Source organism: Angustibacter sp. Root456 (assembly GCF_001426435.1).
Classification (GTDB): Bacteria; Actinomycetota; Actinomycetes; order Actinomycetales; family Angustibacteraceae; genus Angustibacter.
The window spans coordinates 306,276-326,938 of the sequence record NZ_LMER01000020.1; the positions used below are offsets into that span (position 1 = coordinate 306,276).

The 20,663-nt window shown below is 74.6% G+C and carries 19 protein-coding genes; 7 read left to right on the top strand and 12 right to left on the bottom strand.

The genetic code is table 11. The features are described 5' to 3' along the window. Positions 1 to 40: 40 nt before the first annotated feature. Entirely contained in the window at positions 41 to 901 is an 861-nt protein-coding gene (locus ASD06_RS16195; protein WP_162248099.1) for a universal stress protein, read from the bottom strand. 133 nt (positions 902 to 1,034) lie between these two features. Here ASD06_RS16195 and ASD06_RS16200 point away from each other — a divergent pair, with 133 nt between their 5' ends. Further along, on the top strand, positions 1,035 to 1,685 hold the full coding sequence (locus tag ASD06_RS16200) for a bacterial proteasome activator family protein (RefSeq protein ID WP_056680042.1): 651 nt from the start codon (positions 1,035 to 1,037) through the stop codon (positions 1,683 to 1,685). 146 nt (positions 1,686 to 1,831) lie between these two features. On the opposite strand, the gene ASD06_RS16205 is transcribed toward ASD06_RS16200, so the two are convergent. Genes ASD06_RS16205 through ASD06_RS16215 form a run of 3 tightly spaced genes read right to left on the bottom strand, consistent with a single transcriptional unit; the run spans position 1,832 to position 5,771 of the window. Next, a complete protein-coding gene (locus ASD06_RS16205) occupies positions 1,832 to 3,385 on the bottom strand; it encodes an HAD-IIB family hydrolase (protein ID WP_056680045.1) in 1,554 nt (517 codons plus the stop codon). Then, positions 3,382 to 4,758 (bottom strand): bifunctional PIG-L family deacetylase/class I SAM-dependent methyltransferase, encoded by a 1,377-nt coding sequence (locus ASD06_RS16210; RefSeq protein WP_056680048.1) that lies wholly within the window; start codon positions 4,756 to 4,758, stop codon positions 3,382 to 3,384. Before ASD06_RS16210 ends, ASD06_RS16205 begins: the two co-directional genes overlap by 4 nt. Continuing rightward, positions 4,752 to 5,771 carry an acyl-CoA/acyl-ACP dehydrogenase gene (locus tag ASD06_RS16215; protein ID WP_082538137.1) on the bottom strand — a complete coding sequence of 340 codons (1,020 nt, stop codon included), beginning with the start codon at positions 5,769 to 5,771 and terminating at the stop codon, positions 4,752 to 4,754. Before ASD06_RS16215 ends, ASD06_RS16210 begins: the two co-directional genes overlap by 7 nt. 319 nt (positions 5,772 to 6,090) lie before the next feature. Between ASD06_RS16215 and ASD06_RS16220 the strand changes: the two genes are divergently transcribed. Further along, positions 6,091 to 8,343, top strand: a complete 2,253-nt coding sequence (locus ASD06_RS16220; RefSeq protein ID WP_082538138.1) for a SpoIIE family protein phosphatase — start codon at positions 6,091 to 6,093, stop codon at positions 8,341 to 8,343. Between the two features lie 93 nt (positions 8,344 to 8,436). Here ASD06_RS16220 and ASD06_RS16225 read toward each other — a convergent pair whose 3' ends face one another. From ASD06_RS16225 to serS, 4 genes are read right to left on the bottom strand one after another with little or no spacing between them, the layout of a single operon-like run. Continuing rightward, positions 8,437 to 10,563: a bifunctional diguanylate cyclase/phosphodiesterase gene (locus tag ASD06_RS16225; protein WP_056680059.1), complete on the bottom strand. Its 2,127-nt coding sequence runs from the start codon at positions 10,561 to 10,563 to the stop codon at positions 8,437 to 8,439. 41 nt (positions 10,564 to 10,604) lie between these two features. Next, positions 10,605 to 11,489, bottom strand: a complete 885-nt coding sequence (locus ASD06_RS16230; RefSeq protein WP_056680062.1) for a hypothetical protein — start codon at positions 11,487 to 11,489, stop codon at positions 10,605 to 10,607. Further along, positions 11,486 to 12,301, bottom strand: coding sequence for an HAD family hydrolase (locus ASD06_RS16235; protein WP_056680065.1), 816 nt, complete (start codon positions 12,299 to 12,301; stop codon positions 11,486 to 11,488). Before ASD06_RS16235 ends, ASD06_RS16230 begins: the two co-directional genes overlap by 4 nt. Then, positions 12,298 to 13,581, bottom strand: a complete 1,284-nt coding sequence (gene serS / locus ASD06_RS16240) for a serine--tRNA ligase (RefSeq protein ID WP_056681125.1) — start codon at positions 13,579 to 13,581, stop codon at positions 12,298 to 12,300. The genes ASD06_RS16235 and serS overlap by 4 nt, the downstream gene beginning before the upstream one ends. A 43-nt stretch (positions 13,582 to 13,624) precedes the next feature. Between serS and ASD06_RS16245 the strand changes: the two genes are divergently transcribed. From ASD06_RS16245 to ASD06_RS16255, 3 genes are read left to right on the top strand one after another with little or no spacing between them, the layout of a single operon-like run. Then, positions 13,625 to 14,710 (top strand): diacylglycerol kinase family protein, encoded by a 1,086-nt coding sequence (locus ASD06_RS16245; RefSeq protein ID WP_082538139.1) that lies wholly within the window; start codon positions 13,625 to 13,627, stop codon positions 14,708 to 14,710. After that, the gene (locus ASD06_RS16250) at positions 14,707 to 15,471 is read left to right on the top strand and encodes a phosphatase PAP2 family protein (protein ID WP_056680068.1); all 765 of its coding nucleotides are present in this window, start codon (positions 14,707 to 14,709) and stop codon (positions 15,469 to 15,471) included. The genes ASD06_RS16245 and ASD06_RS16250 overlap by 4 nt, the downstream gene beginning before the upstream one ends. Further along, entirely contained in the window at positions 15,468 to 16,208 is a 741-nt protein-coding gene (locus ASD06_RS16255; protein ID WP_056680070.1) for a phosphatase PAP2 family protein, read from the top strand. The genes ASD06_RS16250 and ASD06_RS16255 overlap by 4 nt, the downstream gene beginning before the upstream one ends. A gap of 108 nt (positions 16,209 to 16,316) precedes the next feature. Here ASD06_RS16255 and ASD06_RS16260 read toward each other — a convergent pair whose 3' ends face one another. Beyond that, the gene (locus ASD06_RS16260) at positions 16,317 to 17,699 is read right to left on the bottom strand and encodes a nitronate monooxygenase (RefSeq protein ID WP_056681132.1); all 1,383 of its coding nucleotides are present in this window, start codon (positions 17,697 to 17,699) and stop codon (positions 16,317 to 16,319) included. 246 nt (positions 17,700 to 17,945) lie between these two features. Here ASD06_RS16260 and ASD06_RS16265 point away from each other — a divergent pair, with 246 nt between their 5' ends. Both ASD06_RS16265 and ASD06_RS16270 read left to right on the top strand, forming a co-directional pair. Continuing rightward, complete coding sequence (locus tag ASD06_RS16265) at positions 17,946 to 18,266, top strand: SHOCT domain-containing protein (protein WP_157371760.1); 321 nt, start codon at positions 17,946 to 17,948, stop codon at positions 18,264 to 18,266. Positions 18,267 to 18,318: 52 nt separating this feature from the next. Then, positions 18,319 to 18,810, top strand: coding sequence for a hypothetical protein (locus ASD06_RS16270; protein WP_056680075.1), 492 nt, complete (start codon positions 18,319 to 18,321; stop codon positions 18,808 to 18,810). A 100-nt stretch (positions 18,811 to 18,910) separates the two neighbouring features. Here ASD06_RS16270 and ASD06_RS16275 read toward each other — a convergent pair whose 3' ends face one another. The 3 genes from ASD06_RS16275 to ASD06_RS16285 are packed head-to-tail and all read right to left on the bottom strand — an operon-like array spanning position 18,911 to position 20,660. Continuing rightward, entirely contained in the window at positions 18,911 to 19,234 is a 324-nt protein-coding gene (locus ASD06_RS16275; RefSeq protein ID WP_056680077.1) for a hypothetical protein, read from the bottom strand. Further along, the gene (gene pheA, locus ASD06_RS16280; RefSeq protein WP_056680079.1) at positions 19,234 to 20,169 is read right to left on the bottom strand and encodes a prephenate dehydratase; all 936 of its coding nucleotides are present in this window, start codon (positions 20,167 to 20,169) and stop codon (positions 19,234 to 19,236) included. The genes ASD06_RS16275 and pheA overlap by 1 nt, the downstream gene beginning before the upstream one ends. Then, entirely contained in the window at positions 20,166 to 20,660 is a 495-nt protein-coding gene (locus tag ASD06_RS16285) for a DUF4446 family protein (protein WP_200942261.1), read from the bottom strand. Before ASD06_RS16285 ends, pheA begins: the two co-directional genes overlap by 4 nt. Positions 20,661 to 20,663 lie beyond the last annotated feature (3 nt).

Here is a 20,663-nt window from a genome sequence, read left to right on the forward strand (position 1 = left end):
GCGAGGGCGCGCGCCCGGACGACGGCGCGGTCGGCCGTCGTCAGACCACGGTGGCCGTCACAGGCGCGGGCACCATGACGACGGGGCAGCGCTCGTAGCGCAGCGAGGGGCGGTGCTCGGTGTCGTCCCACTCGACGACGAGCAGGTCACCGGCGTTGCTGCGGGCGTACTCGACGTCGACGCCGCGACCTTCGACGAGCTCACCGGTGACCGGGACGCGCCCGGCCACCACGGCCCGCAGCTCCTCCATGGCCTCGCTGTGCCGCTCGAGCGCCTCCTGCCGCGCCGCGTCGTACTCGTGGCCCACCGTGAGACCGGGTCCCATGGCGTGCACGCTCCAGCGGTCGAGCAGGTGCACGGGGTGGTGCCGCGACACGGCCCGCTGCACCGCCCACTGCACCGCGGGGCCGGCGGCGGCGCCGTGCACGCTCGTGACGAGCACGCGGTTCTCCAAGGCGGGGGCGGCGTCCGGCCCGAGCAGCACCACCGGCACCTCGCCGGCCCGCAGGCACTCGCGGCTCACGCTGCCGAGCAGCACGCCCACCGCGCCGACGTGCCCGCGCGTGCCGAGCACCAGCAGTTCGGCGTCGCGGGCGGCCTGCAGCAGCACGGCCGCGGGCGGCCCGAACTCGACCACCGTGCTCACGGTGAGCTGGTCACCGACCGTGGCGCGGGCCAGGCCCACGGCGTCGTCCGCCGCCTGCTGGGCCCAGTCACCCCCGCGCCGCCCACCGACGCTGCCCGCCTCGGACTCCCACGCCACCACCACGGCGAGGTCGCTGCCCGCCGCAGCCGCCTCAGCGCCCGCCCAGCGCACAGCGGCTCGCGAGGCCTCGCCCTCGTCGTACCCGACCACCACCAGGGGCCGCTCTCGACGTCGGGCCGGCTGCTCGAAGCTCATGGCCACCACCCGCTTCACTCGGAGTCGCTCAGGTGCTGCCTTCATCGTCACGCTCGCGAAGGCGGGGGTGCCGGGGAGAAGGTCCCTCGACCCCGGTACTGCGCGGGTGCCCTCGGCTGGGCAGGATGGGGGCATGAGCGAATCCGACGACCGCGCGCAGGGCACCGACGACGCCTCGCGGCAGGATGAGCGCGACCTCGGCTCGTCCCGCGACGACCAGAGCCGCATCGTCGTCGTGACGCCCGAAGGCATGGGCGTCGCGTCCGCGCCCGGAGGTGACGACGACGAGGAGCTCGAGCGCAACCCGGCCGAGCTCGTCGAGCAGCCGGCCAAGGTGATGCGGATCGGCAGCATGATCAAGCAGCTGCTCGACGAGGTGCGCAGCGCGCCGCTCGACGAGGCGGGGCGCAGCCGCCTGGCGGCGATCCACGAGCGCTCGCTGCACGAGCTCGAGCAGGGCCTGGCACCCGAGCTCGTCGAGGAGCTGCGGCGGATCGCGCTGCCGTTCGGCGAGGGCGAGACGCCGTCCGACGCCGAGCTGCGGATCGCGCAGGCGCAGCTCGTGGGCTGGCTCGAGGGGCTCTTTCACGGCATCCAGACCGCGCTCATGGCCCAGCAGATGGCGGCGCGGGCGCAGCTGGAGGAGATGCGCCGGGCGCTGCCCGCCGCCGGCCAGGGGGGCTCGCCGTCGTTCCCCGGCCACCCGCAACCGGGGCAGCCGGGCATGCCCGGCCGGCCCGAGCAGGCCGACGGCCCCGACCACGGGACGGGCCAGTACCTCTGACGCCCACCTCGGCGCCCCCCTTTTGGGCGCGGTGGCACCCTTGCGCCATAGGTTGGCAACGGGGCGCCCCAGCGGCGTTCGCCGCCGACGGCGTCTGGGGCACCCTTGCGCCATAGGTTGGCGACGGGGTGCCACCGCGCCAAAACCTACGGAAGGGTGGCGAGGAGGCGCTCGAGCACCTGGGCGACGCCGTCCTCGGTGACCGGCGGCGCGACGTCGTGCGCGACGGCGAGGACGTCGGCGTGCCCACCGCGCATGGCGAACCCTCGCCCGGCCCAGCCGATCATGTCGAGGTCGTTGGGCATGTCGCCGAACGCCACGACGTCGGCCTGGTCGATCCCCCACTCGCGCGCCAGCTCGGCCAGCGCCGACGCCTTGCCGACGCCGAGCGCCGAGATCTCGAGCAGGCCGTCGTTCGGGTTCGAGTGCGTGGGCGCGGCGAGACCGTCGAGCACGGGGATCGCCCGCGCAAGCATGTCGTCGCTGAGGCTCGACTCGCTGCGGCACAACAGCTTCACGACGCCGGGGTCGTCGGCGAGCAGGGATGGCAGGTCGCCCACGACCGCCTCGACGCCGACGTCCCACCGCACCACGTAGCTGCTGGTGCGGCGAAGTCCGGTGACGGTCTCGAGGGCGAAGGTCGCGTCAGGCAACGCCTCGGTGAGCCGGCGGGCTACCTCCAGGACGACGTCGGTCGTGAGAACGCGTGCGTGCAGCACCTGTTCGGCCGCGAGGTCGTAGACGACGGCACCGTTGCCGCACAACGCCGTGCCGCGGTGACCGGTCTGCGACACCACCTCGCCCATCCACCGCGGCGGGCGTCCGGTGACGTACACGACGCGGACGCCGGCGTCCTGGCAGGCCTGCAGTGCCTGCACGGTGCGGGCGCTGATCGAGCCGTCCGGGCCCACGATGGTGCCGTCGAGGTCGGTCGCCACCATGCGCATGCGGTCATTGTCGCAGGGCGGCGCAGCGCTCAGGCGGTGCTCTCCAGACCGGAGCCGGCCAGACGCCGCAGGTCGGCCGACACGCCCTCCGGCGCGCGACCGCGCAGGCGGTCGCTCGTGGCCACCGGCACGGCGACCGAGGGCACCACCGTGGCCCCCGGCAGCCGCGCGACCGCGCGCGTGAGCAGCACGTCCTCGTGGGCCGAGACCGGCGCGAACCCCCCCCGCAGCGACGTAGACGCTCGCGCGCACGCCGACGTTGGCCCCGTGCACGTGCGCGTGCGCCGCCTCGTCCACCAGCCGGTTGTAGTCGCGCCACCAGCGGGCAGCCGTGGCCGGTGGCAGCTCGTCGCCCGCGAGGTCGACCGTGCCCAGCACGAGGTCGACGCCGTCGTCCGCGAGCTTCAGCTGGTGCTCGAGCCAGTCGACCGGCACGCGCGAGTCGGCGTCGGTGCAGGCGATCCAGACACCGTCGAGGTCGTGCTGGTGCAGGTGCCTCAGCGCGGCGCTCACCCCCATCGCCCGCGCGGTGCCGACCACCCCGGCGTCGCACTCCACCGCGATCAGCTCGGGGCGCGCGGCGACGACGTCCGCCGTGCGGTCGTGGCATCGGTCGAGCACCACGACCACCACGACCGGAAGGCAGATGCGTTGTGCCGCAAGCGACACAGCCTCGAGGCACCCGGGCAGCAGCTCCTCCTCGTCGCGCGCCGGCACGACAACGGCCACGGCGGTGACGGGCCGGGCGCTCATGGCACGAGGCCCGTCTGCTGCGCGACGCTGCACACCGGTGGCCGCGCCAGGACGTCGAGCCTGAAGTCCTCCTCGACGTGCTGGGCCAGCGGCGCCAGGCCGGGATGGGCCAGCAGCGCCTCGTGCACCGCGTCGCCGTCCAGAGGGTACTCGGCGACCGGGTGGCGCCAGTGGCACGCGACGACGACGCCGTCGTCCGTGAGGCTCCGCGCGGCGCGGTCGACCAGGTCAGCCAGATCAGCGGGACCGCAGTAGTAGCCGACCTCGGAGAGCACCACGAGGTCGAAGTCGCCGTCGGGCCAGTCCGCCGGAACGCCGCCGCGCCGCACGTGGACGTTCGGCAGGCCAGCGGTGCGCTCGACGGCGCGATCCACCGCCGCTGCCACCGGATCCACGGCCAGCAGCTGGTCGCAGCGCGAGGCGAGCTCGGCCGTGAGGACGCCGATCGAGCAGCCGGGCTCGAAGGCGCGACGGAAGCGCTCGCGCGGCAGCGCGGCCAACGTCAGGGCCCGCTTGCGTCGCTCGTACCAGCGGTCGGTGAATCCCCAGGGGTCGTCGCCGTTGGTCGCGTAGAAGTCGTCGAAGAACGTGGCGTCGAGACTCGCTGTCGGTCTCTGTGCCGTCAGATCGTCTGCGGCAGTGCGGAAGTAGACCTCGTCCTCGCGCTCGAAGTGGGCGAGCAGAGCGGGGCTCAGCAGCACCTCGTCGCCCGGCTGCGGTGACAGCGGCTCGATCTGCGAGCGGTGTTCGCGCAGGGCGCGGGCCTTGGCGGCGCGGGCCACGGCGTCCAGTGGCTGGCGCACGGCGCGGGGCCAGGGCAACCGGACGTCACCCGGCGCACCCCAGTGCCAGGCCCAGATCGGGTACTCGAGCAGCTCGGCTCCCCGGTCGGCCGCGACCTGCGCCGCGACGCGGCCCGCGGTCTCGTGGTCGGTGTGGGCGTCTGCTCGCCACGGTGCTACGACACGAGAACCGTGGTGCACCAACGCATCGAGAGCCTGCTCCAGCGCTCTGGCATGGTGGTCGAGCGCGCCGTCGGGCAGGTGCAGCAGGTGCAGGTGGGCGTCCGGTGCGAGCAGCGTGACGGCCTGCTCCACCTCCTTGGCGCGCCAGCGCGCCAGGTCAGCCCGCGAGCAGGTGGGCGAGTGCGGGTGCGACGCCTCGCCGTCCGTGGCCACCACGACGTGGACGTCGACGCCGGCGCGGGCCGTCAGCGCCAGCAGTCCACCGGCGCCGAGGGTCTCGTCGTCCGGGTGCGCGGCGAGCAGCACGGTCGGGCGGGCGGGACCGACCACGGGGAGCTCGCGCAGGCCGCGCCAGGCGTCCCACAGCGCTTCGGGCGTGCCGGGGTCGTCGTGGCGGAAGGTCACCACGGCGGTGAGCCGGCGTCGAGCAGCGCCCGGCCGAGCGCGGCGGAGTCGCGCTCGGCGTGGTGCTGGCGCAGGTAGACGGTGAGGTCGGCGACGCGCCGCGCGTGGGCGTCGTCGAGGGCGAGGGGCGCCGGCCCGAGACCGTGTGCGACCCGGTGCAGCACCGCCTCGGCCGCGCGCACCACCGCTGACCGCGCGCGCAGGGCCAGCACGATGCCGGCGTCGCCATCGGCCCGACCCGCGTCGACGTCGGCGGCCGCGGCGCGCATCACCGTGGCAGCGGCGTGCAGGTCGAGGTCGGCGTCGCCGAGGTGCATGAGCGCCACCTGGTCGGGCGGCCGGCGCTCGGCGGCGCGCCACAGCGCTCGGGCGACGCCGACCGCACCGCCGAACCATGCCGCGGCCACGCCGATGCCGCCGTGCGCGAAACCGGCACGGCGCAGGTACCAGCCGGGATCACCGACCGGCTCGGCCGGCACGGCGTCGAAGGTGACGGGTCCCGACGGCACGTCGGTGAGGCCGCGGGCGTGCCAGGTGCCCTCGTGCACCGTGACGCCGGGCGCGTGCAGGTCGACGGCGAGCAGGCGCCGCTCGTCACCGTCGTGGGCGGTGACCAGGGCGTGAGTGAGGCGTCCGGCGAGGGAGCACCAGGGCTTGTCGCCGGTGACCTGCCAGCCACTGGGGGTCTCGTGGGCGTCCAGGCGCACACCCGGGCCCTCGGCGGCGAACACCCCCCACGTCGTGCCCGGCGCCGCCGCCGGTGTCTCGACGCCGGCCGCGTGCGCCTCGGCGAGGATCGCGACGGCGTCCAGGTGCGCCTCGACCACGCGGGCGGTGGTGAGGTCGGCGGCGGCCAGGCGGGCGAGCAGGTCCCAGCGCGCGAGGGTGCGTCCGCTACCGGGCAGGGGCGCCGTCGCGGTGAGGTCGGCGGCCAGCGCGAGGGCGTGCCCGACGTCCGGGCCGGTCACGACGGCGACGGCGCGGGCGACGTCCGGGTCGGCGTCAGGCTGCAGCACTCGGTGCTCCTCTCGGTGAGGCCACCTCATCACCCCTCCCGTGATCATGCACGCCAGCGCACCCCCCGCCGTCCGTGATCATGCACGCCAGCCCACCCCCGCCGTCCGTGATCATGCACGCCAGCCCACCTCTGGGGAGGATCACTCCACCCGTGGATGGCAGCGGGGGCACCCAGCTCCCATCAGAGTGGAGCAGGGTGCCACCGCGCCACACGACGGCAGGGCACGGTGGGCGTCCGGGTGACTACCCGTTGTGCCCGGATTGCGCGACACTCTGGGGGCCGGTATCGGGGCCGGCGCCTGAGCCGGGGGGAGTGCGGTGACCGAGAGGACGGCCGAGGTGGACTACCGCGCCTTCCTCAACGCGCTGCCGACCGCCTGCGTGCTGCTCGACGAGCACCTCGAGGTCACCGAAGCGAGTGCCGCGTTCCTGAGCCTGACCGGACGCACGCGCGAGCAGGTGATCGGCCGGCCCATGCTCGCGAGCTTTCCCGACCGGCCGGGTCACCCCGAGGCCGCCAGCGCGCGGCGCGCCCTCGAGGACTCCGCTCGCCGCGCCCTCACCACCGGTGCACCCGACGAGATCGACCGCATCCGGTACGACATCGAGCAGACTCCCGGCAACGGCCGCTACGAGGAGCGCTGGTGGCGGGTGCGCAACACGCCGGTGCCGGACGCCGCGGGCCGCCCGCGCGTCGTCCTCAACTCCGTGGACGACGTCACGCACCTCGTGCAGGCCCGCGAGCGGCAGCGCCGTCAGCAGCAGCGCGAGGACGAGCTGCTCGCCCGGACCGAGCGCCTGGAGTACGACCTCGACGCCAGCGCCCGCGAGCGCAGCGCCCTGGCCGCCGCCGAGCGGCAGGCCGGACGCCGCCTGCAGGGGTTGGCGTTCGTGGCGCTCGAGCTCGCGGCCGCCGACTCGGTCGAGGAGCTCACCGACCTGGTCGTGGTGCGGGGCGTGGCCGCCATGGGCTGCGACGGCGGCGGGGTCGCCGTCCGCGACGACGACGAGCAGGTCGTGCGTCTGACCATCACCGACACCTGGCGCGAGGGTCAGCGGTTGCGCCAGGAGATGCCGTACTCGACGCACCTGCCGTCGGTGGTCGCGGCGATCGTGCCAGAGCCGATCTTCCTCGGCACGCGCGAGGAGGGCCTGGCGTGGGGCCCGGAGATGGACCTCGTCTACACGACCTCGGGTCGCGAGGCGTGGGCGTCGCTGCCGCTGCTCGCCGAGGGTGAGCACCTCGGCTCGCTGACCGTGAGCTGGGTCGAGGCGCGCACGTTCACCGACGACGAGAAGGCGCTGCTCGCGGCGTTCGCTGCTCAGTGCGCGCAGGCGCTGCTGCGCATCCGGGTGCGACAGGCCGAGCGCGAGGCCATGGTGTCGTCGCGACTGCTGTCGGAGTCGTTGCAGCGCAGCCTGCTCACCGAGCCGGCGCAGCCGGACGACATGCAGGTCGTCACCCGCTACCTGCCGGCGGCGCGCGAGGCGTACGTCGGCGGCGACTGGTACGACGCCTTCCAGGTGCCGGGCGGCGACACGCTGCTGGTGGTGGGCGACGTCGCGGGCCACGACCGGCAGGCCACGGCCGCCATGGCGCAGGTGCGGGGGGTGCTGCGCGGGGTGGCCCACAGCCTCGACGCCTCACCGGCGCAGGTGCTCAGCGGGCTCGACCACGCCATGCGCGACCTGCGCATCGACGCGCTGGTCACCGCGGTGCTGGCGCGGGTCCGGACGGCGGCGCGACCCGCCGCGTTCACCTGGTCGAGCGCGGGTCACCTCCCGCCCGTCGTGATCCGCCCGGACGGCGCGGTGGAGGTGCTCGACCGCGAGGCCGACCTGCTGCTCGGCGTCCTGCCGGTCACCGCCCGCCACGACCACGAGCTGGCGTTGCCGCCCGGCACGACGGTGCTGCTGTTCACCGACGGCCTGGTCGAGCGGCGGGGTGAGTCGCTGTCGCAGGGACTGGAGTGGCTGCGGCGCAGGGTGACCTCGCTGGCTGCGCTGCCCCTCGACGTCCTGTGCGACACGCTGCTCACCGAGCTGCCCAGTGACGTCGACGACGACATCGCGATCCTGGCCGTGCGCGCGGTGCGGCCCGGCGTGACGGCCACGGGCGGCGCGGCCCACCCGAGCACGACGGACGTCGCCCGGGACGACGTGCCGATGCCTGCGGTGCGGCGTCGTCCGGACGTGTCGATGGTGCTGCCACTGGACGTGTCCGGCGTCCGTCGGGCACGCGCCTTCGTGCGCCAGCACTGCCAGGCCGCCGAGGTCGACCACGACCTCTGCGACACCCTGGTGCTGCTGACGAGCGAGACCGTGACCAACGCGTTCATCCACGGGCGCAGCGAGGCGCGGCTGCGGCTGCTGATCCGGCCGGACGCCGTGCGCATCGAGGTCGGCGACGACAACTCGCGGCACCCGAAGCGCATCGAGCGGCAGGACGACGCCCTGGACGGCCGCGGGCTCGACATCCTCGACCTGCTGGCGACTCGGTGGGGTGTGGCCGACGACATCGCCGGCAAGGTCGTGTGGTTCGAGCTGTCGCGCGAGGTCCCGGCGCCGTAGGCGGCCGGCTCAGCTGCGGCACCTGTCGAGGGTTCCGCCCGCTTGTCGAGGGCTGCAACCCTCGGCAAGCGGAGTGTCACCCACTGAACGTGATCAACGGGACGGCGCCGGGTCGGGTTGGGGGGCCGCCCAGGTGGGCTCAGGGTGACCGAGCAGGAAGCCCTGCGCCAGCTGCACGCCCACCGCCTGCAGGCGCTCGAGGTCTGCGGGCGCCTCGACTCCCTCGGCGCAGACCTGGGCGCCGCTGGCGTCGGCGAGCCCGACGATCATGGCGATGAGGTCGGCGCGCAGGTCGTCGTCAGCGCAGCCGCGGGTGACGTGCCGGTCGAGCTTGACGACGTCGGGCCGCACCACGAGCAGCCGCGCGAGCTCGCCCGCACCGGCCCCCAGGTCGTCGACGGCGAGTCGGGCGCCGCGGGCGCGCAGCCGGTCGAGGTGCCCGCTGTGCGCGCTCCAGTCGACGGCCCGGGCGTCCTCGACCAGCTCGACGACCACGCCGTCGAGCCGCTCGGGCAGGGCGTCCCAGAAGCGCTCGGACGTCAAGGCGTCCGTGCTGACGTTCACGAACAGCAGCTGGTCGACCGGCCGCTGCGGCAGCGCGACGGCCGAGCGGATCGCGTGCGCCTCGAGCAGGTCACCGAAGCCGAGCGCGTGCGCCTCCGCGAAGCGCTCACGGACGTCGCCCGGCTCAGCGAACCGGGTCAGCGCCTCGTGACCCACGACCCGACCGGTGGCGGCGTCCCGGATGGGTTGGACGACGATCCGCATGCCGCGCATCACCGCCGTCGCGATGTCGGCGGTGGGACGGTCGGCCACCTCGACCCGGTCGCGCCCCGAGCGCTTCGCGCGGTACAGCGCCGCGTCGGCCGCTGCCACCGCGGACGCCGGCTCGGTGCCCGGCTCCCACGCCGCCACCCCGGCCGAGAACGTCTGGCCGCCCGGGGTCAGCCGGCGCAACGCGTCGACGAGCTCACGGCCGCTCACCAGGTCGTGACCGGGCAGCAGGACGGCGAACTCCTCCCCGCCGTAGCGCGCGAGCATCTGCCGTTCGCCGAGCTCGGCGCTCCACGCGGCCACGGCCCCGCGCAGGAGCCGGTCGCCCTCCTGGTGGCCGTGGGCGTCGTTGTACCGCTTGAAGTGGTCGAGGTCGATGATCGCGAGCGCGAGCGGTTCGGCCCGGTCGAGCGCCTGCGCGCACGCCCGTGACAGCTCGTGGTCCCACGTACGGCGGTTGGGCGCACCGGTGAGCGAGTCGACGCGGGCCAGCGCGGCGAGCTGCACCGCCTGCACCTGCACCTGGTCGAGCAGCGTGCCCATGCGGGCCAGCACGAGTCCGGCGAGCACGACGATGCCGGCCCCGATGACGCCCCACGCGATCGTGCGCCCCGTGAAGCCCTCGATGAGGAGCGTGACCCCGGGCAGCACCGACGCCGCGGTGAGCACGGCGAGCTGTCGTGACGAGGGAGCGCCCGCGCGGTCAGGGGGAGGCTCGGCGAGGGTCCGCATCGAGGGATGCAGGGCCGCGGCGCCGATGGCGACGTACCCGAGGAGCCACCCCAGGTCCATCCACACCGAGTCGTCGAACCGGCCCGTGATGGTGCCGACCTGGTACGCGATGTCCGCGACGAGCGTGCTCAGCAGACCCGCGACCAGCCAGCGGAAGGCCGGGGTCGAGGCCCCAGGCGTCAGGGCGAGCCGTGCGAGCACCGCGAGCACGAACAGATCACCGAGGGGGTACGCCGAGGTCGTCACCTGACCCGCGAGCGTCAGGGTCGAGTCGGACGCCGCCGGCACGATGAGGAACACGGCCGTGGGCACGGCGACGCCCACGGTGACGATCGCGGCGTCGAGCAGGGCCATCCGGTGACCGGACTCCCGCCGGGCCCGCGCCAGCACCAGCACGCCGGCCCCGAGGAGCACGTACCCGGCGATGTACACCGCGTCGGACGGTGCGGGCAGCAGGTCGAGGTGCAGCACCAGCTGCTCGACGTCCCAGACCAGGTCGCCCACGACCCACAACGCGAAACCGGACAGCACGAGCAGCCAGCCCCGGCGCCGCGGCAGCCGCTGTTGGCGAACGCCCCACCCGCCGAGCGCCACGGCCGTCACACCGATGGCCTCGTACGCCCAGCCGCGCACGCCCTCGCCGAGCGGCAGCACCACGTACGCCGCCACGGCCAGCAGCAGCGCGCCGACCGCGGCGTGACGAGCTCGGGACATGCTCGTGGTGTCGGCATCCGAGGGCCCCGCCTGGAGTCGGGTCACGCGGTGGAGCGGGTGACGTCGAGCACGCCGGACGCCTCCACTGCCCGGCGCAGCGGCAGCACCAGCTCCGCGAGCCGGCGGGTGCGCTCGAGACCGAGGTGCTCCCAGGCGCCCAGGACGCCGGCGTCGGTGGCCGCCTCGACGGCCTGGCGCAGCGCGACGCCGGCCGGGGTCAGCGAGAGCGAGCCGCCGACGTCGGTGACCAGACCGCGGTCGAGCAGTCGCCGCGTGGCCGCCAGCCACTCGTCGTCCGTCCAGCCACGCGAGCGACGCAGGAAGTGCTCCGAGACGGCCGAGCCGGCGAGCAGCGACGTCACCATGGCCTCGATGGGGCCGAGGTCGTGCGTCACCAACGCCGCCACGTGGCCGTCGCCGCGGTGCTCGCGCAGTAGCGTCGCGGCGAGCCACAGCTGCCCGAACGGGTCGTCGGGCCAGGGCAGTGCGGCGTGCCCGGCGTACAGCGGGTGACCCGCGGCGCTCAGGCCGACGCACGCCTCGCGGGCCAGGGCGACGGCCTCGTCGAGGGACTGTGGTGCCTCCGCCACGACCGGGTCGAGCATCCGGTGCAGCGTGCGCTCGACGCCGCGGTGACGCGCCGTCAGCACGGCCTCGGGTGAGGCGACCGACCAGCACGCGGGCACGACGTGGCGCACGAGGGCGGGCGCGAAGACGTAGAAGGTGGCCTCGACGACCTGGGCCGGCACCGCGCCCATCGCCGCCGCCCGCACCGGGAAGTACGCCAGCGAGGGGCGCAGGCCGAGGGCCTTGAGCTCCTCGCGCGACTCCGCCGAGAAGTACGACGGCACGTGCACCGCCTCGAGCGCGGCCCAGGCCCGGCGTCCCCAGGTGACCAGGTCGGTGTCGATCGCGCGGTCGGTCACGGCAGCTCCTCGGTGAGCACCTGCTCCAGGACGTCGGCCAGCCCGTCGGCGTAGACGTCGGCGCACACCTCGTCGGCCGCGTCCTGCACCTCCGGCGGCGCCTGGCCCATGGCCACGCTGCGCCCGGCCCAGGCGAACATCTCCAGGTCGTTTCGACCGTCACCCACTGCGAGGACGTCGGACGCGGCCAGCCCCAGCGCCTCGGCCACCACCTGCAGCCCGTGGGCCTTGCTCACGCCGTCGGGCGCGATGTCGAGCCAGGCCGTCCAGCCGACGGTGTAGCTGCCGCCGTGCAGGCCGATGCGCTCGATGATCTCGAGGAACTGCTCGGGCGTGTGCTCGGGACTGCGCACCACCACGCGCGTCGCCGGCCCCTCGAGCAGCTCGTCGAACGGCACGACGCTCATCGTGCCGATCAGCTCGCCGTCGGGGAACGGCGCGGTGAGCCGAAAGCCCAGGCCGAGGTCCTCGACGGCGTAGACCGCCTCGGGCAGGTGCTCGCGCAGCAGCGTCAGCGCCTCGCGCGGGTCGAACGTCATGACGTCGGCGAGCTCGTAGCCGTCGTCGAGCGACGGGTCGAGACGCAGCGTCACCGCACCGTTGCTGGTGACGGCGTAGCCGTCGGTGAGGCTGAGCCGGTCGAGCACCGGAGTGGTCGCGATGAGCGAGCGTCCGGTCGAGATCACCACGTGCCGCCCGGACGCCGCCACCGCCTGCACGGCCGAGCGCACGCGGTCGCTCAGCTCGCCGTCGTGGTCGAGGATCGTGCCGTCGACGTCGAGCGCGACGAGGGCCGGCGTCCAGTCGCTCACCGGCGAGCGACCGGCTCGAGGACCTCCAGGCCGACGTACGGGCGCAGCGCCTCGGGCACGACCACCGAGCCGTCGGCCTGCTGGTGGTTCTCGAGGATCGCGACGAGCCAGCGGGTCGTGGCCGCGGTGCCGTTGAGCGTCGCGACGTGGCGGGTGGCGCCGTCGCGCTCGGGGTCGCGCTCACGGACGCCGAGCCGCCGGGCCTGGTAGGTGGTGCAGTTCGACGTCGAGGTCATCTCGCGGTGGCGTCCCTGCGTGGGCACCCACGCCTCGCAGTCGTACTTGCGCGCCGCAGGCCCACCGAGGTCGCCCGCGGCGACGTCGATGACGCGGTAGGGCAGCTCGACGGCGTCGAGCAGGCTGCGCTCGAAGGCCAGCAGCCGCTGGTGCTCGGCGGCGGCGTCCTCGACGGCGCAGTAGCTGAACATCTCGATCTTCTGGAACTGGTGCACCCGGATGATGCCGCGCGTGTCCTTGCCGTGCGAGCCCGCCTCGCGCCGGTAGCAGGTCGACCAGCCGGCGTAGCGGATCGGGCCGTCCGACAGGTCGACGATCTCGTCGGCGTGGTAGCCCGCGAGCGCCACCTCCGAGGTGCCGGTGAGGTAGAGGTCGTCGGCCTCGAGCCGGTAGACCTCGCTGGCGTGGGCGTCGAGGAACCCGGCCCCGGCCATGACCTCTGGCTTGACCAGCGTGGGCACGACCATGGGCGAGAAGCCGGCCTCGATCGCGCGCGCCATGGCGAGGTTGAGCAGCCCGAGCTCCAGGCGCGCGCCCTGGCCGGTGAGGTAGTAGAACCGCGCACCGCTGACCTTGGCGCCGCGGGCGGTGTCGATGGCGCCGAGCAGCTCGCCCAGCTCGAGGTGGTCGCGGGGCTCGAAGCCCTCGGCGGCGAAGTCGCGCGGCGTGCCGACCTCGTCCAGCACGACGTAGTCGTCCTCGCCGCCCGAGGGGACGCCCGGCTCGATGAGGTTGCCCACGCGGCGCAGCAGGCTCTGCAGGCGTTCGGCGGCGTCGCCGGCCTGGGCCTCGAGGTCCTTGACCTGCTCGCTGAGGGTCTTGGCGTGCGAGATCAGCGCGGCCTTCTCGTCCTTCGGCGCGGCCGAGACCTTCTTGCCGTACGCCTTCTGCTCGGCGCGGGCCCGCTCGAACTCGGCGAGCGTCGACCGGCGGGACTCGTCAGCGGCGAGGACGGCGTCGACCAGGTCGACGTCCTCGCCCCGCGCGCGCTGGCTCGCTCGGGCGGCGTCCGGGTCGTCCCGAAGGACCTTCAGATCGATCACGAGGTCGAGCGTATCGGCGGCCGTGGCACTACGTTGAGCAGCCATGACCGTGCACCCGATCATCGTGGTCGTCGTGGCGCTGGTCGTGCTGGTCGCGTTCGCCGTGCTGGTGACGCTGCTCGTGCGGTACCGGCGGCGGGTTCAGGAGATCGAGGAGCAGCCCACGATGAGCTCAGCCGAGTCAGGCGACGGCGCCCAGCGGCGCGCGGCCGTCATCATCAACCCCACCAAGTTCAGCGACGTCGGCGCGGTGCGCGAGCAGGTGGCCCGGGGGTTCCGCGAGCACGGGTGGGACGAGCCGATGTTCCTCGAGACCACCGAGGACGACCCGGGCAAGGGCCAGGCCCAGCAGGCCCTGGACGCCGGCGTCGACCTGGTCTGCTCGCTGGGCGGCGACGGCACGGTGCGCGACGTGGCCGAGGCGCTCGTGCACACCGGCGTGCCGCTGGGGCTGCTGCCCGGCGGCACCGGGAACCTGCTGGCGCGCAACCTCGACCTGCCGCTCGACGACCTCGACGCGGCCCTCGCCATCGCGTTGACGGGCGAGGACCGGCCGATCGATGTTGGGCTCGTGGCCTTCGACCCCTCCGGCGAGCACGAGCGGCCCGACGAGAAGGTCTTCCTCGTCATGGCCGGTCTCGGCTTCGACGCCGCCATGATGCGCGGCGCGCCCGAGCGGCTGAAGAACCGGGTCGGCTGGCTCGCCTACGCGGTGTCGGGCGCCAAGAACCTGCGCGCGCCGCGGGCCAAGGCGCGGCTGTCGGCTGACGGCGCACCGGACGCCACCCGGCGCATCCAGACCGTCGTGATCGGCAACTGCGGCACGCTCACCGGCGGCATCCAGCTGCTGCCGGACGCCACCGTGGACGACGGGTGGCTGGACGCCGTCGTGCTGTCGCCCAAGGGACTCGCCAGCTGGGCGTCGGTGGCCGCTCGGGTGCTGACCCGGCGCGGGCACCCCCGGGTCGAGCGCCTGCGCTGCCGCGAGATCAGCGTTCGGGTCGACCGGCCCACCGAGGCCCAGCTCGACGGCGACGTGGTCGGCACGGTGCGGGCGCTGCGCTCGCGCGTCGACCCGGGAGCGCTGCTGCTGCGCCTGCCCCCTGGGCCTTCGGGGCGGGCGGCATGAGCCCGCGCGCTGACGACCGCGGCCCGCGCCTGCTCGCCGGCGCCGCGGCGATGGTGGCCAGCGCCGTACCCGTGGTGCTGCTCGCGCTGCTGGTGCGTGACGCGGCCGACCCGATGGTGCGCCTCGACCTGCGGATCCTGCGGGTGACCACCGGCTGGTCGTTGACCCACCACTGGCTGCGGACGGCCGCAGAGGTGGGGGCCGTCGTCCTGCACCCGTGGGTGTTCCGGGTGTCGGTGCTCGTGGCGGCGCTGCTGCTCTGGCGCCGGGGCGCGCGGTCCGCGGCGCTGTGGGCGGCCAGCACGATGATCGTCGGCACCCTGCTCGGCGCGGCGCTCAAGCTCATCGTGTCGCGCGCGCGGCCCGCGCTCGACGACCCGGTGGTCACGGCGACCGGCTTCAGCTTCCCGTCCGGGCACGCGCTCAACGCGGCGCTGGGGGTGAGCCTGCTCGTCGCGCTGCTGTGGCGGCCGGCGGGCGAGCGTGGCCTGCGAGTGCTGCTGCTCGGCGTCGGTTGCCTGCTCGTCGTGCTCACCGGGCTCGACCGCGTGCTGCTCGGCGTGCACTTCCCGAGCGACGTCGTGGCCGGCTGGCTGGTCGGCGTCCTCGTCGTCGTGTCGTCGTGGGTTGCCTTCGGGCCCGTGCTGCGAGAACGTGCTCGGCGCGGCACCGAGCAGGCGGTCGAGGGTGACTCGTCGGCGGCCGCCGCAGCCGAGGCGGGGGCGTCGGCTGACCCCACGCCCCCGAGGAGGCCCCGATGACCGGACTGGTCGACCCCGGCGCCACGCGCCGCCGCCGCGCACCTGCGCGCAGCCAGGACGACGACGGCTCGCTGCCGCCGTTGGGCGAGTTCGTCAAGCGGCTCGGCACGCACGTGCTGTTGCCGGTGGTGGTCTGGCTGGTGGTGCTCATCGGCGTCGGGCTGCTGCTGGCTCACCCGCTGAAGCAGGCCGTCTCGGGCGAGGACGGCGTCAACCGCTGGTTCCTGGCCCGCCGCACGCCCTTCTGGAACGACGCCACGAACGTCATGTCGCACGTGGCCAACACCGGCACGATCATCATCACGATGATCACGGCCGCGTTCATCGTGTGGCTGGTGAGCCGGCGGCTCCGCGAGCCGGCGGTGCTGATCATCGGCGTCACCTGCCAGGCGCTGGTGTTCCTGTTCACCACGCTGGCGGTCTCGCGGGCCCGGCCCGACGTCCCGAAGCTCGACCAGTCGCCGCCGACGTCCAGCTTCCCGTCCGGTCACACCGGCGCGGGCACGGCGCTGTACATCGGGCTGGTGATCCTGTGCGTCACGCTGCTGCGCCGGCGCTGGCTCAAGGTGCTGGCGATCATCGGCTTCGGCGTCGTGCCGTTCCTCGTCGCGACCGCCCGCCTCTACCGCGGCATGCACCACCCCACCGACGTCACGTTCGGCCTGCTGAACGGCGCCATCTGCGCGGTCATCGCCTACCTGGCCTTCCGCCCCCGCAACTCCCGCACCGCCGCCTGACCCCTCCCTCCCCCTCTGCCTCCCCCCCCCCGGCAAATTCCCCGGAATTTGTACGCCTGGCCTGACGCAGCCGTACAAGTTCCGGGGAATTTGCCGAGGGGGGCGCGTTCAGGACGGCAGGAGGTAGGCCACGGCGGTGGCCGCCGTCCAGCCGCGCGGGTGAGTGGCGAGCAGCTCGCGGGCGCCGTCGAGGTCCTCGCCGAGGGTGACGAGGGGCTGCTCGGCGTACCCGTCCTTGCGGTGCTGCCCCAGGCCGATGTCGGCGGTGAGGGCGTTGCACAGGCACGACCGGCCGACCGTGTCGGCGACGTCGCCCCCCTTGCGCACGTAGGCGTCGACCGGCTCGGCCGGGCAGCGGTAGCCGACGCTGCCGTCGACGCGCTCGAAGGGCACGCGCAGGTACCCGAGGTCGCACAGGCGCGGCCGGGCGGCGCTGACCTCGGCGTCGCTGAGGGTGCCAGGCAGCTGCGCGACCTTGAACGGGAAGCCGGTGGGTGACACGGACGCGTCGGTGCGCACCGCCAGGTCGTCGCGGCCGAGCCGGTGCAGCAGCTCACCGCGCAGGTCGCCGGCCAGCCCGGACTCCTCGCTGAGCGCGAAGACCGTGCCCACCTGGACGCCGGCCGCGCCCGCCCGCAGCGCCTCCTGCACCCGCGCGGGGGTGCCGTACGAACCCGCCAACCAGAACGGCAGCCCCACGTCAGCGACCTTCACCAGGTCGGCGTCGTCGCGCGGGCCGTAGACCGGCTGGCCGTGCTCGTCGAGCACGAGCCGGCCGCGGGGTGGCGCGTTGTGACCACCCGCGCGCGGGCCCTCGATGACGAAGCCGTCGGGCCGGGTCGAGTCGTCGCGCGCCAGGTAGGCGGCGAGCACGTGCGCCGACACGATGGCGAGGAACGTCGGGCGCTTCAGTGACGGGAGGGCGCTCGTACCGAGCACCTCCGGGTCGAGCGTCGTCCGGTAGCTCGACGTCGCGCCGTCCACGTGCACGTCGAGGCTCGCGACCTCGTGCCCGGCCAGCGCGTCGAGCAGCCGCGGGATCTGCGTGGGGATGCCCGCGCCCATGAGCACGTAGTCGACGCCGGCCAGCATCGCGCCGTACGCCGCAGCCGGTGTGGCCATCTGCACCTTCTCGAGGAAGTTCACGCCGACCAGGCCGTCGTGCCCCTCGCGGGCTAGCCAGACCTCGGCGAAGTTCGCGACCACCGCGAGCTCGAGGGACGCCAGGCCGGGGCGCAGGGTCAGGCGCGCGCTGGGCCGGTAGGGCTGACTCGGGCGCCGACCGCCCTCGCGGTAGTAGCGCTGCAGCACGCGCTCGGCCATCGCGGGCACGGGGAACGCGGCGAGCGCACGGCGCAGGTGGCCGCCGGGGTCGCCGTCCTGCAGCCGCCGCGCGAGCACGGTGTCGAGCGCCGTCCCCGACACGACGCCGAGCTGGCCGGCCAACGAGACCTCACGGGCCAGGCGCCACGACGAGACGCCGATGCCCATACCGCCTTGGATCAGGCGCGGGAGGGTCGCGGTGACGGTGGGGGCGTCGAGGACTGGCAGCACGAGAGCTCCTGAGGTTACGGGACCGTAGGTTGTGCTGAAGCCTGCTGCCTGGCACTCGCCCGGCCCAGGGACCTTCGTCCCCGGCAGAGCCGCGTGTTCGCGTCCGGCCAGAGTCGCGGTGCGGCAGGATGCGGGACGACGCGCCGCGACGGACGCCGGCGTGCTGAGGCTCGGGGGTCCCGCGTGTCATCTGGATTCGGTGCGATGGGTGCGGTGTTCGGCGTCATCTTCGTGCTCGTGACGCTCTTCATCGTCGCCGTGTTCGTGATCATGGTCGTGGCCCTGGTGAAGCGCGGGCGCGCCGTCCGCGAGGAGGGGCTCGACCCCCTCACCGGCGACATCCAGCTCGCGGGGCAGCTCCACCGCTCGCAGCTCATGGCCCCCGCGACGGCGCAGCGCCCGGTGCCCGAGCGGCTGGCCGAGGTCGACGAGCTGCTGCGCACCGGCGCGATCACGGCGCAGGAGCACGAAGCGCAGCGCGCCCGGATCCTCGCGGACCTGTAGACCCGTAGACCCGTAGACCCGTAGACCCGTAGACCCGTAGACCCGTAGACCCGTGGACGTCGACCCGCTCGTCACGCCGTTCGCCCCCCGCCTCGGGTGGCGCGTGGCGGACCTACCGCGGCGGGCCTTCGCGGTGCTCTGCGTCGCGCTGCTGCCGGGGCTGGTGGTGCTCGCCTGGAGCGGGCGCTCGGGATCGACCGTCCTGCTCGCCCTGACGCTCGGCCCGCCGTCGTGCTACTCGCTGGCACGCGTGCTGCGGCCGCACCGGTCGCCGTCGGCGGAGCGGACCTGGCGGCACGGGTTGGCCAGCACCGCGACGTCCGCGGCGGTGCCGGTGCTGGCGCTGCTCGGGCAGGACGCCGTCGGGCGCGTCGCCAACGACGCGGGTGCGGTCATCGTGGTGCTGGGCGTGCCGGCGGCGTCCCTCGGACTGGTCACCAGCGGGTGGGGCCTCGTGGCGCTCGCGACTCGGGTCTACACCCGGCGCACGGGGCGCCGTCCGCTCAGCGACCTGGTCGACCCGCGCGAGCCCGGCCTCGGCTGACTGGCGTGGGCACGGGCATGGGTGCATCCGTGGGTACAGCGAACCTGGGGTGATCACCCCGGATCGGCTGCATCCACACCTGCACCGTGGGGGCCGCGGTTCAGGGGCCGCCCATAAGGGCGTAGCCGGTGAGCTCGGATCCCACCTGCACGTAGAGCACGGTGGGGGTGCCGGGGCCGGTGGCGGTCGACAGCACGACGCCCCCGCCGTCCGTGCGGCCGACCTCGTGCACGCCCTCGGGGCGGCTCGGCGGAGGGGCGGAGCGCTTGTAGTCGCGCCCGTCGTGGTGCAGCTTGGCCGGAGTCGCGGAGGGCGTCAGCCGCCAGTCCCAGGTCTCACGGTGGACGGCGACCAGCCGGCCCACGAGCACGACCGCGACCACCGCGACGGCACCGGCAGCGACGACGAGCCGCCGCCCGCGCATCAGGCCTCGCCGGTGCGCAGGCGGTTGAGCCACTCACTCGCCTGCCCGAAGGCGGTGTCGGTGGTGGCCGCGGTCACCTGCACGGCCTGCGCGTCGGCCCGCGGGTACGAGCCGAGCCAGCGCACCTCGCGGCACGTGCGGTGCAGGCCCATCAGCGCCTCGCCCACCCGCGCGTCGGCCACGTGGCCCTCGCAGTCGATCGAGAAGCAGTACCGCCCCAGCAGCTCGCCGGTCGGGCGCGACTCGATGCGCGAGAGGTTGATGCCGCGCGTCGCGAACTGCTCGAGCATCTCGAGCAGGCCGCCCGGGTGGTCGTCGGCCTGGTAGACCACGAGCGTCGTCTTGTCGGCGCCGGTCGGTGCGGGCACCTCACCCGGCCGCTGCACGAGCACGAAGCGCGTCACCGCGGCAGCGTTGTCGCCGACGTCCTCGGCCAGCACCTCGAGCCCGAAGCGCTCCGCCGCAAGGGGTGCGCACAGGGCGGCGTCGTACTGCGGCGCGTCGTCACGGGCGACGTCGAGGCCCTCGGCGGCGGCTGCGGTCGAGAGCGCCGGCACGTAGACCGCCTCGGGCAGCGTCGCACCCACCCACCCCCGGCACTGAGCCCAGCCGTGCGGGTGCGACGCGACCCGGCGGACGTCGGCGAGCGCCGTCCCCGGGCGGGCCGCGAGCACGAAGGTGATCGGCACGAGCATCTCTCGGGTCACCCGCAGGGGGCCACCAGTGGCCAGGGCGTCGAGGGTGGCGCTGACGCCGCCCTCGACGGAGTTCTCGATCGGCACGACGGCGGCGTCGAGGTCGCCGGAGCGCACCGCGGCGAGCGCGGCGTCGACGCTGGGCATCGCGACGGCGTCGGCGTCGTCCGGCAGCACCTGGCGCAGCGCGGCCTCGGTGAAGGTGCCGGCGGGGCCGAGGAACCCGTAGCGCGCGCTCATCGCTGACCCTCCCCCGCCGATGCGGCGCGGACGGCCTGCTGCTCCTCGGGCGACAGCGCGTGCTCGCTACCACCACCGGCCAGCCCCTTGGCGTAGGTGCGGGTCTCGCCGCGGCCGTGGATCGACGTCAGCACGAGGCCGTCGCCGGCGTCGTCGAGCAGAGCGGCCGAGAACGACAGCCGGCCGCCCATGTCGCCGAAGGCGTCGAACCGCACCACGGCCACGTGGCGCAGGCTGGCGGCGACGTCGGAGCGGATCGCGTCGAGCTCGGCCTGCTGGCGCTCGACCTGGTCACGCAGCAGCGACACCTCGGCCGCGTGGCGGGTGGCGACCTCGAGCACGTCGCCCTCGCCGGACGACCCGCGCAGCACGCGCAGGCCGCGGCGCACCCGACCCAGCCGCAGCTGCGCCCCGACGGCGACCACGAGCGCCAGCACGGCGACGACGGCAGCGCCCAGGGCGACCGCGTCGGTCTGCGTGGCGTCCAGCACGCC